This is a genomic window from Methylocella sp. CPCC 101449, from assembly GCF_031921685.1.
Taxonomy (GTDB): Bacteria; Pseudomonadota; Alphaproteobacteria; order Rhizobiales; family Beijerinckiaceae; genus Terripilifer.
Genome location: NZ_JAPDHU010000002.1, coordinates 999,007 through 1,013,411 on the forward strand (window position 1 = coordinate 999,007; position 14,405 = coordinate 1,013,411).

Consider the following 14,405-nt stretch of genomic DNA (forward strand, 5'->3'; position numbering starts at 1 on the left):
CAAATCAGGCAAACGGGAGATGAGAATGCGCATCGTTGATGTGTGCGAAGTGACGAAGCCGATCGCCTCGCCCATTCGCAATGCCTATATCGACTTCAGTAAAATGACCGCGAGCTTGGTGGCGGTGGTCACCGACGTCGTCCGCGATGGTCGCCGTGTCGTCGGTTATGGCTTCAACTCCAACGGCCGCTATGGCCAGGGCGGCCTCATCCGCGAACGCTTCAGGGATCGCATCCTGCAAGCCGCGCCCGAAAGCCTGTTGAACGATGCCGGGACCAATCTCGATCCGTTCAAGATCTGGGCGACCCTAATGACCAATGAAAAGCCGGGCGGCCACGGCGAACGCTCCGTCGCCGTCGGCACGCTCGACATGGCGGTCTGGGACGCGGTCGCCAAGATCGAAGGCAAACCGCTGTTCCGGCTGCTCGCCGACATGAAGGGTAAAGACGCCAATCCCAAAGTCTTCGTCTATGCCGCCGGCGGTTACTACTATCCGGGCAAGGACAACAGCGCCCTTCAGGCCGAAATGCGTAGCTATGTCGATCGCGGCTACACCGTCGTCAAAATGAAGATCGGCGGCGCGTCTATTAACGAGGATCGGGCACGGATCGAAGCGGTCTTGAAAGAGATTGGTTCGCAAGCGCAGCTCGCCGTCGATGCCAACGGCCGTTTCGATCTGGAGACCGGCATCGCCTATGCCAAGATGCTGCGCGACTATCCACTGTTCTGGTACGAAGAGATCGGCGATCCGCTCGACTATGCGCTGCAAGCCGCCATCTCGGAATTTTACGACGCACCGATGGCGACCGGCGAAAACCTATTCTCCCATCAGGATGCGCGCAACCTGCTCCGCTATGGCGGCATGCGCGCCGATCGCGACTATCTGCAATTCGATTGCGCCCTCTCCTATGGCTTGGTCGAATATCTGCGGACGCTCGACGTGCTGCGCCAGCTCGGCTGGTCGCCATCGCGCTGCATTCCCCATGGCGGTCATCAGATGTCGCTCAACATCGCCGCCGGCCTCGGCCTCGGCGGCAATGAAAGCTATCCCGACCTGTTCCAGCCCTATGGCGGTTTCCCCGACGGCGTGAAGGTCGAAGACGGCCACATCACGATGCCGGATTTGCCGGGCATCGGTTTCGAAGGCAAATCCGATCTGATCAAGGTCATGCGCGAGCTGGCAGAGTGACGATCAAAGCGGCTTGATGCCGGCAGCCTCAGTAGCGCGTTTCCATTTCTGGATTTCAACGCGCTGCTTCTCGCGCGCCTCCCTGGACCCGCCCTTCAGCGGCGTGCCGGCATTGGGTTCGAGAAACGCCCGCGTCTCATCCTGCGCCATGATCTTGCCGAACCAGCCTTCGAGCTTATCGACGATCTCGCGCGGCGTATCTTTCGGCGCCCAGGCTGCCCACCATGAAGTGAATTCAAAATCCTTCACCCCGGCTTCCGCCATGGTGGGAACATTCGGAAAGGTTGGATGGCGTGTCACCGCCGTGACCGCCAGCGGCTTCAATTTTCCGGCCTTCACCTGCCCCGACCCAAACGTGCCGTCGATGATCATGAAATCGATACCGCCGTTGGCGAGATCGCCCATCGCATCCACGGCGGTACGATAGGCCACCGGAACGGCTTTGATGCCTGTCAGCGACATATAATATTCGGTGCCGATATGTGCCGTTTGGTTCGTATAGCCGTATTTGTTCTTGTCCTGCTGGCCGAGCAGATGTTTGGTCAGTTGTTCGACCGTATTGAATGGTGAGTTTGGCGCCACCACCAGAAAGAAAGTCGTCTGCGACAGCAGGGCCAGGGGTACAAAATCCTTTTCCACGTCGAAGGAGAGATCCTTGAACATGAACGGATTGCCCGCCATGTTCGAATTCGCCGAATAGACGATCGTATAACCGTCGGGCTTGGCATTGGCGGCCAGCGAGAGCGCGATATTGCTCGTTGCCCCAGGCCTGTTCTCGATCAGTACGGGGCGCCCACACAAATCAGACAGCTTCTTGCTGTAGAAGCGTGCCAGGATATCGGCACCGCTGCCAGCCGCGAAGCCGACCAAGGCCTTGATCGGTTGTGTCGGATAATCGCTTTCGGCACGAACTCCCTCAAAGCCGGTCGTTGCGTAAGCGATCGGCGCTGCGCCGAGCAGTCCTAGAACATGCCGTCGATCCATATTGTCCTCCCACTTGGCCGCTTATTGCGGCTCGATCCCGGCGGCTTTGACCGCCTTGGCCCAATCTTCAATCTCCGTACGCAAACGCTGACTCAAAACCGTGTCGTCCTGAAAACGCACATTGCTGCCGGTGATCGCATGATGCTGACGTGCCGCGTCGGACGTGTAGATCTCCCGCAACCAGCCTTGCAGTTTCTTGACGATGTCGTCGGGCGTACCGCGCGGCGCATAGACCGCCCAGAATGGCGCGAAGACAAAATCCTTCACGCCCGCCTCCGCCATGGTCGGGACTTGCGGCAGGCTCACCGAACGCTCCGCCGTCGTCACCGCCAGAGCCTTGATCTTGTTGTTGCGCACCACACCGGCGGCGAAACCGCCGTCCAGCACCATGAACTCCAGCGTGCCGCTCGCCACATCGGCCACCGCATCCGCGGCAGTGCGATAGGATACCGGCTCGGCGCTCGCGCCAACCTGCGCGAGATAATAAGCGGCCGCCAGTTGACCCGTCTGATTGGTGTAGCCGTGGCGGTTGCGTGTCTTGCTCTTGAGCCGCTCGGTCAATGCCGAAACGCTCTGCAACGGCGAATCCGGCGCGACGGTGATGACGAAGGCGGCGTCGAAGAGAACGGCTATGGGCGCAAACTCTTTTTCCGTGTCGATCTTGAGGTCGCCATAGAGAAAACGGCTGCCCGCCATGGCGGAACTCGCCGCCAGCAACAACGTATAGCCATCTGGCTTGGCCTTCGCGGCAAGGCCGATGGCGATATTGCTGCCGGCTCCCGGCCTGTTCTCGATGATGACCGGCTGCCCCGCGCGCTTCTGCAATTCAGACGAGACGAAACGCGCGCCGATGTCAGCGCCGCTGCCGGCGGCAAAGCCGAGCAGAATATGGATGGGTCGAGAAGGATAATTCTGTTGTGCGAACGCCTGTTCCGGGAACTGCACGCACAACACAATAAAGGCCATCAACAAGCCAAATACGGCCCCTCCCGTGCGGACCATCATCTTCCTCCCCCGCGTCGGCGCTGCTGTCGGCGCCATTGCGCTTAAGCTGCCGCTTCTTGGACGCGTAGGCAAGATAGCAATCGCGACCCGCACGATTATTTCGTCGCGAGGATAAGGGACCCTGTCTTATATTCTGGCGCGATCAGGCCAAAGCGGTCGCATCGACCTTGTTAATTGCCCTCCACCGCAATGCGCTGTTCCGCGACGATGCGGCGCCAGCGCGCAGTCTCCGCGACCATTTCTTTGCCGAGTGCGTCGGAGGCCAGATACGCGGTTGCCGTGCCTTGGGCCGTCGCGGCCGTCGCCATTTCCGGCTGATCCAGCACTGTCTTGATCGCGGCAGTGAGTTTGCCCACCACGTCAGCCGGTGTACCAGGAGGCGCGAGCACAAACAGACGCGGCGCCACATTGAAGCCCGGCAAGGCATCCGCGAGAGGCGCGACGCTTTCCGCCCCTTCGACGCGCCCCGGATTCATGAGTGCGAGCGCGCGCAACTCACCCGCGTTGGCCTGGGCAACCGCGGACGTCACGCTGACGACACCCAGCGGCACTTGCCCACTGGCTACGTCGGTGACGATCTGCGCTGCGCCACGATAGGGCACATGCACGACGACGGCGCCCGTCGCCGCCTTGAGAACTTCGAAGCCGAGATGCTGCACCGTGCCCACGCCCGAAGACGCATAGGAGTAACGGCCCGGGTTGGCCTTCAGGTGCTGCACGAGTTCAGCCGGCGTCTTGGCCGGAAAGGTGTTGCCGGCGATGATCACCAGCGGCGAGACGAAGACACCCGCCACGGGACTGAAACTCGTCAGCGGATCAAGCGCCGTCTTGGGTTGCAATATTTTGGCGATCAACATGGCGCTTTCGCCCATCATCAACGTGTAGCCATCGGGCGGTGCCTTGGCCACGGCATCTGCCGCGATCTGGCCTGAAGCACCCACCCGGTTCTCGACCACGATCTGCTGCCCCAGCACCGTGGAGAGTCGGGCGGCCAGCAGCCGCGCCGCCAGGTCCACGCCCCCGCCGGCCGAATAGCCGACCAGCAAGCGCAGCGGACGGTTCGGATAATCGCTTTGAGTCTGGCCGATCGCTGGCACAGCCAGAGTGGCACCTGCAGCGAATGCAAAAGCAAGCAACGCGCGGCGGTGCATCACGTTCAGGATTGAAGCAGAGGTTTTCATGCTTTGCCCTTTCCGCGCGATAATGGCCGACGCGCGATGTCCTTCACACGGTCGACATTCGGTTCGAAGCCAAGGCCCGGTCTTTCGGGCAAGGTCAGCCAGCCGTCCTCGGGCTCCGGCAGGCCGTCGTAGATCTGGCGCAGCAGCGCAACGGCGACATAGTGGTATTCGACGAGACCGCCATTCGCGACGCCGGCATGCAGATGCATGTTATGGAAAGGCCAGGCGCCGCCATTGTCGATCGGCACATTGAACGCCTGGGCCATGCCGGCGATCTTCAGACATTGCGAATAGCCGCCCGTAATAGCGACATTGGGTTGCAGAACGTCCGCCGCCTGCTGCACGAGCAGATCGCGAAAGCGGAAAGCCAGACCTTCATTCTGGCCACAGGCCAGCGGGATGCGCGTGCGGCGACGCAGTTCGGCCATCTGGCGCACGTCGTTTTGCGTCAGCGGCTCCTCAAAGAAGGTGATCCCATAGGGTTCGATCCGCTGCGCGAGTTCGGTCGCGTGGAACAGATCGAGGCCGCAATTGGCATCAACATAGAGATTGACGTCCGCGCCCACGGCTTCGCGCACGGCGGCAACGCGACGCTCGTCCTCGGCGATGACCTTATCGATCGGCCGTGGCTCGTCACGCCGCGCCAGCGCATGATCTCCGACCGTCATCTTCAGACGCCGAAAACCTTGCGACACAAACAGCTTCGCCGCCTCGGCAAGCTGGTCGCGATCGAAGAAGCCAAAGCCGAATGTGGCGTAGACCGGCACGCGCGAGCGCGCCCCACCCAGCAGGCGCCATAGCGGCAGGCCAAGCGCTTTGGCCTTGAGGTCCCACAGCGCGATATCGAGCGCTGCGATCGCATGGCTCGCATAGCCCGTCTGGCCGCGCGGTGAGAGCAGCCAATAAAGCTTGTTCCACAGCCGCTCGGAGGCCAGCGGATCCTCGCCAATCAGGGCCGGACCGGCGACTTCACGCACGGCCGTGGCGATGACCTCTTCCTCGGTGATAGCGGTCATGCCGTGACCAATGAGACCGGTGTCGGTCTCGATCTCGGTCAGGCACAGCGAAAGCGAGGTTTCCTTGTGTAAGCCAAGCAAATCGATGACGACAGGCACGTTGAGCGGCGTGGCGCCGACACGAACAATCTTCAAAGCGTTTCCCCTCTCCAGACGCCGCGAGTGTGGTGCGCCGTCCGGCGGGGAACAATTCGTTTCTGACAGGCCCCAGGTTTCGCGGGAGACGAAGGCTCAACGCCTCACGTTATCGCCGCGCGCAGGTGTTGCAGCAGAGCGCTCGCGGCGACCGACAGTCCGTTGAGCCATCGCACACCCAGCACGTGTTGGCGCGAAGCCCAAGGCGCATCGAGCGTGAGACAGCGCAGCTTGGCCGATGCGGACTCTTGCAGAACGACAGCGCGCGGCACTACGCCGATCCCCACCCCTTCCTCGACCATCCGGCAAACCATGTCGAAACTGCCGACCTGCATACGCACCTGCAGCGGGCGTTGCGCCTCCTGCGCGGCGGCCTGCAACGCGCGATGAACGGCCGTTCCTTCGCGCACGATCACATGTTCGCAGTCCAGAACCTCCGCCAAGCCGACACGACGCCGGCGCGCCAGCGGATGGCCTGCCGCGACCACCACGGAGAGTTCGTCGCGCGCGAAGGGAAGGCAGTCGAGGTCCGGCGCCGGCGTGCTGGCTTCGAACACGCCGATGTCGGCCAGACCGCCCTGCACGGCTTTCACCACCTCGGCGCTCGATCGCTCCTGCAAATCGACGCGCAGCATCGGATGCGTACGTAAAAACGAACCGATCGGCACGGGCAGGAACTGGGCGATGGCCGAGGCATTGGCGCTGACCCGCACGACGCCGGCGACGCCACGCTGAAAATCGTCGAGCTCGGCGCCGAGCTTATCCATGGCCGAGAGCACGGTGCGCGCATGCACCAGCAGCGCATGCCCCGCTGGTGTCAGCACGACACCACGCGCGTGACGCACGAACAACGGCAGGCGAGTGCGTTCCTCCAGATCGGCAATACGTTTGCTGGCCGCGGCGAGCGCCAGATGGCAGCGCTTGGCGCCCTCGCTGATACTGCCCAGATCGGCCACGGCAACGAACAGACGCAGCGATTTCAGATCGACCGCCATTCAGCACGGCCTTCCGTCGCCATCGCAGAGCATCGCATTCCCTCCCCCATCCAGCGCTAAGTCGGCGTAGGATTGCTGGAGCTTAAGCTGCCGATTCTAGCGGGAAGAGGCAAGACAATAGGTTTAGGTGGGCGCCGTTATTTTCGTTTCGATAATAAGGTTTCTTGTCATCGCATTTCAACAAAATGCGATGACTTTTCTGCCGATCCGGAGATATCCAATTTCCCGATACCCATCGGCCGGCACCCGACCAGATTGGCCCTATGGCTCGGACAAAGCAGCCGCCTCGGCCGCGCAATGGGGTGCTGGACCGGATCGCTTCGCCAGCGCCGCCTTCACTTCCGCCTTCGCCGCTTTGAGATCAGCCAGGAAAGCCGCATTGGTCTGCAACCGCGAAACGGTCGCCGCGCCCATGATGCGCCCCGCGTCGACATCGCTTTGCCAATGAGCATCGCAGATCACACGGCTCTGGCCGAAAGCGATACCGCGCTGGAACAGTTCATTCGCGCGCGCCGGATTGATCTGGGCGAAGACAAGAGCCCATCCCCAGCCCGCGGCCGTATGGCCGGACGGATAGGAACCGTCTCCCCGCAGGATCGCCTCCTGATCCGCCCTGCATGTCGCTTCGTTGTGAACGACGAAAGGGCGAACGCGATTGTACTTGTTCTTCACGCCATAGGTCGACAGGCCGAAATCCGATAGCATTTTCTGCATCATCGCATAGAGCCGAGGGGTCTGCTTTTCGTCGATATTGATACCCATCGCGCACGAGAAATTATCGGCCGCCTGCGGAAAGGCAAGATCGGCATCGGTGGTGGCGAGCTTCCAGCGGGCGGTGCCGCGCAGCGGGATCGTCGTTGTGCGTGCCTCCTCGTCCCGGGCCAGCGCGGCAGAGCCTGCCTCGGGCGGAGCGCCCAACAGGAGTAAGCTGTTTGGAAGATCGGATTGCTTCAGATAGCCCGGCGCGATCTTGAAATGCGGATCGGTCACATTCGGCTGGGCCCCACCCGATTGCGCGAAGACCTGTCCACAGATCGCGAGCAGCGCAAACACGGAAACACCTGCGGTCCGAGCTGCATTCGTAATCATAGACATCCCCATTCCTTTCAACATCGCTGAAGCCATAAATGGCCTGGTCAGAACCGATACGTCGCAGCAACGGCCGGGCCGTGCTGAGTGACGTCGTAAGAGAAACCGCGACGACGAAAGTCGACATGAAGCGCCCGGTAGCCAGCCTTTAATGTCAAATGGTCGTTCCAGGCGTAGTTGACGCTGCCCAAAGCCTGCCAGGTCAGGCGCGAACCAACGCCGAAGCCGCCGGCATCGCCCGCCAGCGTCAAGCTCCATGGGCCGCTGAGCTTGATGCCAAGTCGGGCACCGACGATGGGATCGACCCAGGTCTGGGATACGCGATGATCGATGCGAAGATTTGCGAGCCCGGGCAGAATCTGGAGCCTGTTGTTCAGATTCCAGAACCGAACGCCGCTACCCGCATCCAAGGAAATGACTGCATTCTCGTAAACGCGATAAAAGGCGGAACCGTGGATGGTCGTGCTTTGCGAGCGCACCTTCAAAGAAGAAAAGAAGGGGCCGGGCAGACTACCGCCAGACGTCACCTGCGAGAACTGACCGTCCACCAGAAAGCTCCACCGGTCGACCCGCATCTCGGCGGAGCCCATTATCGCGCCGTTGAGCTCCTTGAGCACGTCGCGAAAGCGCAAGCTGATGTCGGCGGCGGGAAGCGGCGGAAAGGTCGCGCTCTTCCCGTCGATGGCAGTCGCCCAGATATAACTCGTGATGGAAAAGCTGGGGCCTGATATGACGACAGGCGCGCGCGGCGAGCCGGGCCGTGGGAGATCGGATGCCCAAGCGGGCGTGTGCAATGCTGCCGCCATCAATCCGATTGCGAAATAGCGCACTGTTTCTCCTTGAATCACACTGCGGTCCCACAGCCGCCAGCATGTTCCGCTCCGCTTTCGAGCGAGACGGAACGCAACTGGCTTCTCCCTAGAACAATCGCTTGAGGTTCAGTTTGCGGGATTGGCCTCGGGAAACTTCCACTTGCCGCTGACAATGGATTGCTCAGGGCGATAAAGCCGCGCGGTGTAATTCCAGCCCTCGACGATCGGCAAGCAGTTCGGAATTTTGCCGTCACAACCGCCGAATTGGAGTGTCACCGAGCCGTCCGCATTCTTCTTCGCGGTCAGGTTGTTGATCGAATAGGCGTCGTAGGCGTTTTTCTCGAAGAAGCCCTTTGCGTTGTAGACGCTGACCGACCAGAACGCCTTCACCGGCACATTCGTCGGCAGGGTGAGGGTGTGAACTGTACGGCCGTCGTTCTTCGCGGGCGTGAAGCTCAGGTAGGTAGCGTCCTTCTCCGGAATTCCGCCCCATCCGGAGGCCGTGCCCATGAGGTGCTGGATCGGATCGACTTGACCACGCGCACCAAAAGCGCCACGAAAAGACGTCTGATGTTTTGCCAATGCGAGCAGCGCATTGCGGATATCCGTGAGACTGCCTTCGTCCCAGTTTGGAAGCTCGAGCTTCCCTGTCTCCTTCTGGCTGACCTTGATGGCATCCTGAAGCCTGTGGACCTCCTCGATATCCTTCGGATCGTTCGGATTAACCAACGTCCGGACAGCTACGAAGACATACCTGGTGCCAGCCGATTTCTGCGTCAATGTTACCGGCTTGGTCCCGTAGGCGACGACCGGTAGATAGTGGTCCTGGTCGACGACCATCATCGACATATAGCGCTTGCCGGTGTCCGGCATCGTGAGCGTGACCGGGCTGGCGGCAAGATCAAACACGGCAAACGAGTAAAGCGTATCTCGGTTCATACGGATGACCGTTTGCTTATCGATCGCCGTTGGCTCCCGGGAGTGCTGAAACTTACCCAGTCCGCCTACCGTCTTTGCATTCGCCGCAAAGTAATTGTCAGTCTCGGCGCGGACGAAATTATCAACGGTGACCCGCGTTTTACCGCTCGGCGCCTGGGCAAATGCTCCCCCGGCCAGAGCAACGGAAGCAAATGCGAGACTGATCCCAACCAAGCGGAACATAAACCGACCTCTTCATTCAAGGACGCCGTGAGACGAACTTTGTCTGGATCATTTCGTGCATAGGCAGAGCGTCCGTCTTGCCATTTCGCGCCAAGCACGGCTTGCCGGTAGCGAATCCTTGAAACTTCCGGGTAGAAAGCGTCAGCACATGATCGCGGCGGGATCCAATGGCCAGCATTCCTTTGACGCGCGCCCAGTTTCTTCTGCCTTTCGTCGGAATTCTTGACGATATCGGTGCGCCGACGGAGGCGCTTCTGGAAAAGTGCCGGCTCCCCTCGGCTCTCCAGGACAAGAGCAATCTTTACATTCCTCTCCTGCCGGCCCTCCATTTCGTGGAAACCACGCAGAGGACCCAGGGTATTGAAGATTTCGGCTTTCTCGCCAGCCAGCGGTTGCATTACGCCCATATGCGAGAAAAGACGCGGCTTCTCATCGCTCACTCCCCGACCCTGCTTGTTGCATTGCGACATGCCTGCCACTGGGCATCGCGGGAAGATACGATCCTAAGCATGTGGATCGAATACGATTATGACCACGTGCGGATTTGCAGCAGGCTCGCCAGGACGCACGGGGTCCTGCACCTGGAACATGCGCAATGGATTCAGAACATCTTCTCAATATACATCGTTCGGCAATTCGCGGGGCTCCACTGGATGCCGACGGCGATTGCTTTTGAAGGTCGTTACCGACCGAGTCTGACGACACAGTATGCGTGGCCCAATGTGCGGTTCCTGTCAGACCAGCACTCCGCCTGGATCAGTCTGCCGATCTCCCTCCTCGCCCTCTCCAACCGTTCGACCGAATTAAGCCCTCCGCCGCCCGATGACGACGATGGCGCTTCTGGCTATGGCATCGTCGAACTCCTTAAACTGATGTTGCCGTCCTATCTGGACGCAGGAATTCCAGGTCTTGCGGACGTCGCGGAGATGGCGGGTGTCAGCGCTCGAACTTTCCAACGCAAGCTCGCGCATGTGGGTCTCACATATTCAGATGTCCTCGATACCGTCAGATACGAAAGTGCGAGCAAGCTTTTGCGTGACACGGATTGCAAGATTATCGAGGTTGCCTTCTCTGCCGGCTATACGGATCCAGCGCACTTCAGTCGTGCCTTCCGCCGCATTTCTGGCGTTACACCAAGCCGGTTTCGCGAGCAGTCACGGCTGCGAAAATCCGGGGGATTTTAGGTAGCGGGCGCGGAACGGCGCGAGGCGACACCATAGACAAGGTCGGCGCGCCGCTCGAAGGCTTCAGCGAAGCGGCGAAAAGCCGTGTCGAACAGACCGCCCATCACGATGCCGAGCATGCGGCTGCGAAATTCATAGTCGATGGAGAAATCGACGTCGGACGTGCTGCCGTCGGCGCCCACATCGCGAAAAGTCCAGACGTTTTCCAGGCGGCTGAACGGCCCGTCGATATATTCGACCAGAACCCGCTGGCCCGGCCGGTCGAGCGTCACCTTGCTGGTGAAGGATTCGCGGATCGCCTTGTAACCGACCGACATTTCCGCGACGAGCACGTCGTTGCCCTTGGCGTCGGTCTGCCGGCGCCTGATGCGCAGCCCCGTGCACATGGGCACGAACAGCGGATATTTCTCCACATCGGCGACAAGGGCGAACATATCGGCAGCGGAATGGCGAACGCGCCGCGTGGTCTGGAATTGAGGCATGGCTTACCGACGTGCCGACTCACAATCTGGCGTCGCGCGATGAGGCGACGCCAGCCTATACCACGGATGGCCGAATCATGCCGGCGCCATCACGCCGCGGCAGTGGCCCGGGCCGGGCGGACGATCACGCGCGAACCAACAGGAACGCGGTTGTAGAGATCGATGATGTCCTGGTTGAGGAAACGGATGCAACCCGATGAAACCATGGTGCCAATGCTGTAGGGCTCCGTGGTGCCATGGAGGCGATAGAAGGTGTCGCTGCCGTTGCGATAGAGATAGAGCGCGCGGGCGCCGAGCGGATTGTCCTCGCCACCCTGCATGCCGGCGGCCACCGGACCATAGCGTTCCGGCTCGCGAGCGACCATTTTGGCGGTCGGCGTCCAGTGCGGCCATTCGGCCTTGCGGCCGATCGTGGCAACGCCGTTGAAATTGAAAGCCTCTGTCTTGCCGACGCCGACGCCGTAGCGAATGGCCTTGCCACCGCCGAGCACCAGATAGGCGTAGCGCGCGTTCGGATCGACGATCACCGTTCCGGCAGGCTCTGGCGTCGGAAAATTGACTTCGCGGCGCAGGAAACGTTCGTCGATCTGCGTCAGATCCACCGCATCCACCGGATGCTTTTCGTCCGGCATGTCGTCGTACATGGCACGATAATGTGGATCGATGGTCGGACCAGGTTGAGCGACGATCATCTCTCTCTGAGAGGCACAGCCGGCAACCGCCAGCGGCGCGCCAATCACAAAAGCCCGTCTATCAATCCGCATTTCAATAGCCTCACTCAATATCAAATGAACCGGCGGAAGCGCCTGCCTCACCGCGCAGTGCAAAGTTGGTCCCCCGGCCCACTCAATCACGCAACGCAACAACTGCGCCTATATGCGCAAGCGCCGGTTCGCAGTCAAATCAACCGTCTGTCAGACGATTATGCCGAAAGTCATCAAAAGCGCGCTGAATTTCCTCGGCTGTGGTCATCACAAATGGGCCATACGCGACCACCGGCTCGTCGATCGGTGGGCCGGCGAACAGCAGTAATCGGAGGGAACTCGACGCTGTTATGGTCATGTTAGCGACCGCCTCGGGCGCGTCGGACGAGGGTTCGAACCAGACCATATCCGGCGCCATGACCTTGATTTCATTGCGTCCTGCCAAGCCCTCGCCGTCGACGACATAAAGGAACCCGCGCCAGGAAGCCGGCACTTCAGCACGATAGATCGCCCCACGATCGAGCTGGATATCGAGGAAGATCAGCGGCCAGTCGCTGCCATGCTGATGCTCCGCCTCGCCGGCCCGACCGGCGAAAACCTTGACCTCGACACCAGGCTCACGATGCACAGGCACACCACTAAAAGGTTGGTCAGTGTAGCGCGCGGGCAACATCTTGAGACGGGACGGCAGGTTGAGCCAGAGCTGGAGTGTGTGGACCGGATTCGCTCCCCAGGGCTTCTCGCTGTGCAGGACACCGCGCCCGGCCGTCATCCATTGCACGTCGCCGGCCTGGAGCACGCCCTCCCCGCCCGTATGGTCACGGTGATGCAAGGCTCCTTCAAGCACCAGCGTAACCGTCTGCATGCCGCGATGCGGATGGGTGTCGAAACCGCCAGGCGCCTGGAACCAATCTTCCGAGAAGCGCAGAAACGGCGAGATGGAAGCGAAATCCGCCGTCGAAATCAGCACGCGCTTGGCATCGACCTGCCCGTTACCGCCATGAACGGGCGCACGCTCGACGCGATCGATGGCAATCTCCATGTTTCCTCCCGCCAAATGATCCAATCATCGTCAGATCTGTCGCATTCGCCGATTACGTCCTTAATGTCACCTGTATCTTCGGCTTCTCATAGAAACCGCAAGGCGCGTGACTATTGTTTCATTTTGTCAGGGAGAGTTCGGATGCCCACGAAAGTAACGGTGATGATGGACGGCGATACCCTGGCCTCCACCGTGGGCGTGGTGAATCAGGATGCCGATCTCTTGCGCCTCATCTCCGAAGCGATCGACGAAGCCCGAAAGGCCATTCCCGAGGAACTCCACGATTTCGTCATCGCCGTCGAACGGGCGTAAAATATTCATCGTGGATCGACCAGTGCCCGGCATCCGTCGGATCGGACTGCGCTACCCGGCGGTTGACCTTTTTAAAAACCAGGCTGAGCCCCTGGCACGGTTGGAAAATTTTCGCTCACGCACTCGAAATGGGGAGTCCGTTAGAATAAGAGCGACTTCATGCTGCGCCCTTGTTATGGCTGGACCGACAAATAAGGAGGTAACGTGCTCAATTCCATGGCGTGTAAATATGGGGATTTCGCTCAAGCTTGGTATCGCGACCAGGAAGACAAACTGAAGATTCGCGAAATCTTCCATGACCATTCCGCCGCGCAAGTTGAATTCATTAATCGCAAGTTTTGGGAATGGTGCGTCATCGCTCAGGCATTGGAGGAGCGCGGTAAACTAAGGCCTGGCATGCGCGGCCTTGGTTTTGCGGTCGGCACCGAGCCGCTAACATCTTATTTTGCCAGTCGTGGATGTGACGTGCTGGCAACGGATTTGGCGGCAGAAGCTTCTGTCAGCGGCTGGCTCGACACGAACCAGCATGCAGCTTCGAAAAACGCCTTGTTCTACCCGCCCCTGGTTGCACAGGACGCGTTCGACGCACGTGTCGTTTTCCAACCGGCCGATATGCGAACGCTGAAAGGAATTTCCGGTCAATTCGATTTTCTATGGAGTTCTTGCGCCTTCGAACATTTGGGATCGCTACAACACGGCATCGATTTCGTTCTCAACTCGACACGCTATCTGCGTTCGGGGGGTATTGCGGTCCACACAACCGAAATGAACGTCAACTCCGACACCGACACATTAACGACGGGACCAAGCGTCATCTATCGACGCAAAGACTTCGTTGAACTGGCGCAAGCTCTAAAGGCGCGTGGCTTGCGGCTGTCCCGCCTCGATTTCGATACTGGGAACCATCCCTTCGATCTGGCCTGTGACACCGAACCCTACATGCAGCCAGGCGTGCGACACTTAAAGCTCGACATCGGCGGCTACGCCAGCACGTCGTTTCTTCTGATCATTGAGAAACCTCGCGCGGTCGACAGATTGCGGGGATTTTTGGGCCTGGACCGAGCACGGACATGATGTCGAGGGCGACGAAAATCTGAGGGGCTAACAAAGCCCA

Annotated in this window: 15 protein-coding genes; 4 read left to right on the forward strand and 11 right to left on the reverse strand. The window is 60.2% G+C overall.

Annotated features, from left to right (window positions below; genetic code table 11):
- The first annotated feature begins 25 nt into the window (after window positions 1-25).
- Complete coding sequence (locus OIM99_RS15555; protein WP_311851335.1) at window positions 26-1,189, forward strand: mandelate racemase/muconate lactonizing enzyme family protein; 1,164 nt, start codon at window positions 26-28, stop codon at window positions 1,187-1,189.
- A gap of 3 nt (window positions 1,190-1,192) precedes the next feature.
- Here the strand turns inward: OIM99_RS15555 and OIM99_RS15560 are convergent, their stop codons facing one another.
- The 8 genes from OIM99_RS15560 to OIM99_RS15595 form a co-directional block, all read right to left on the reverse strand.
- Window positions 1,193-2,173 carry a tripartite tricarboxylate transporter substrate binding protein gene (locus OIM99_RS15560; protein ID WP_311851336.1) on the reverse strand — a complete coding sequence of 327 codons (981 nt, stop codon included), beginning with the start codon at window positions 2,171-2,173 and terminating at the stop codon, window positions 1,193-1,195.
- Window positions 2,174-2,194: 21 nt separating this feature from the next.
- Window positions 2,195-3,175: a tripartite tricarboxylate transporter substrate binding protein gene (locus OIM99_RS15565; protein ID WP_311851337.1), complete on the reverse strand. Its 981-nt coding sequence runs from the start codon at window positions 3,173-3,175 to the stop codon at window positions 2,195-2,197.
- A gap of 173 nt (window positions 3,176-3,348) precedes the next feature.
- On the reverse strand, window positions 3,349-4,359 hold the full coding sequence (locus OIM99_RS15570; RefSeq protein ID WP_311851338.1) for a tripartite tricarboxylate transporter substrate binding protein: 1,011 nt from the start codon (window positions 4,357-4,359) through the stop codon (window positions 3,349-3,351).
- Entirely contained in the window at window positions 4,356-5,510 is a 1,155-nt protein-coding gene (locus OIM99_RS15575; RefSeq protein WP_311851339.1) for a mandelate racemase/muconate lactonizing enzyme family protein, read from the reverse strand. Before OIM99_RS15575 ends, OIM99_RS15570 begins: the two co-directional genes overlap by 4 nt.
- Window positions 5,511-5,614: 104 nt before the next feature.
- The gene (locus OIM99_RS15580) at window positions 5,615-6,505 is read right to left on the reverse strand and encodes a LysR substrate-binding domain-containing protein (RefSeq protein ID WP_311851341.1); all 891 of its coding nucleotides are present in this window, start codon (window positions 6,503-6,505) and stop codon (window positions 5,615-5,617) included.
- A gap of 261 nt (window positions 6,506-6,766) precedes the next feature.
- The gene (locus OIM99_RS15585; RefSeq protein WP_311851342.1) at window positions 6,767-7,558 is read right to left on the reverse strand and encodes a phosphatase PAP2 family protein; all 792 of its coding nucleotides are present in this window, start codon (window positions 7,556-7,558) and stop codon (window positions 6,767-6,769) included.
- Between the two features lie 83 nt (window positions 7,559-7,641).
- Window positions 7,642-8,442: a hypothetical protein gene (locus OIM99_RS15590; RefSeq protein WP_311851343.1), complete on the reverse strand. Its 801-nt coding sequence runs from the start codon at window positions 8,440-8,442 to the stop codon at window positions 7,642-7,644.
- Between the two features lie 90 nt (window positions 8,443-8,532).
- Window positions 8,533-9,567: a DUF1254 domain-containing protein gene (locus OIM99_RS15595; protein ID WP_311851344.1), complete on the reverse strand. Its 1,035-nt coding sequence runs from the start codon at window positions 9,565-9,567 to the stop codon at window positions 8,533-8,535.
- A 167-nt stretch (window positions 9,568-9,734) separates the two neighbouring features.
- On the opposite strand from OIM99_RS15595, the gene OIM99_RS15600 reads away from it, so the two are divergent.
- Window positions 9,735-10,751, forward strand: a complete 1,017-nt coding sequence (locus OIM99_RS15600; protein WP_311851345.1) for a helix-turn-helix transcriptional regulator — start codon at window positions 9,735-9,737, stop codon at window positions 10,749-10,751.
- Here OIM99_RS15600 and OIM99_RS15605 read toward each other — a convergent pair.
- From OIM99_RS15605 to OIM99_RS15615, 3 genes are all read right to left on the reverse strand, one after another.
- Window positions 10,748-11,233: a type II toxin-antitoxin system RatA family toxin gene (locus OIM99_RS15605; RefSeq protein WP_311851346.1), complete on the reverse strand. Its 486-nt coding sequence runs from the start codon at window positions 11,231-11,233 to the stop codon at window positions 10,748-10,750. The genes OIM99_RS15600 and OIM99_RS15605 overlap by 4 nt on opposite strands.
- A gap of 89 nt (window positions 11,234-11,322) precedes the next feature.
- Window positions 11,323-11,997: a L,D-transpeptidase gene (locus OIM99_RS15610; RefSeq protein ID WP_311851347.1), complete on the reverse strand. Its 675-nt coding sequence runs from the start codon at window positions 11,995-11,997 to the stop codon at window positions 11,323-11,325.
- Window positions 11,998-12,136: 139 nt separating this feature from the next.
- Entirely contained in the window at window positions 12,137-12,979 is an 843-nt protein-coding gene (locus OIM99_RS15615) for a pirin family protein (RefSeq protein WP_311851348.1), read from the reverse strand.
- A 141-nt stretch (window positions 12,980-13,120) separates the two neighbouring features.
- Here OIM99_RS15615 and OIM99_RS15620 point away from each other — a divergent pair, with 141 nt between their 5' ends.
- Both OIM99_RS15620 and OIM99_RS15625 read left to right on the forward strand, forming a co-directional pair.
- A complete protein-coding gene (locus tag OIM99_RS15620) occupies window positions 13,121-13,291 on the forward strand; it encodes a hypothetical protein (protein WP_311851349.1) in 171 nt (56 codons plus the stop codon).
- 204 nt (window positions 13,292-13,495) lie between these two features.
- Window positions 13,496-14,365 (forward strand): methyltransferase domain-containing protein, encoded by an 870-nt coding sequence (locus OIM99_RS15625; protein WP_311851350.1) that lies wholly within the window; start codon window positions 13,496-13,498, stop codon window positions 14,363-14,365.
- Window positions 14,366-14,405: the final 40 nt, after the last annotated feature.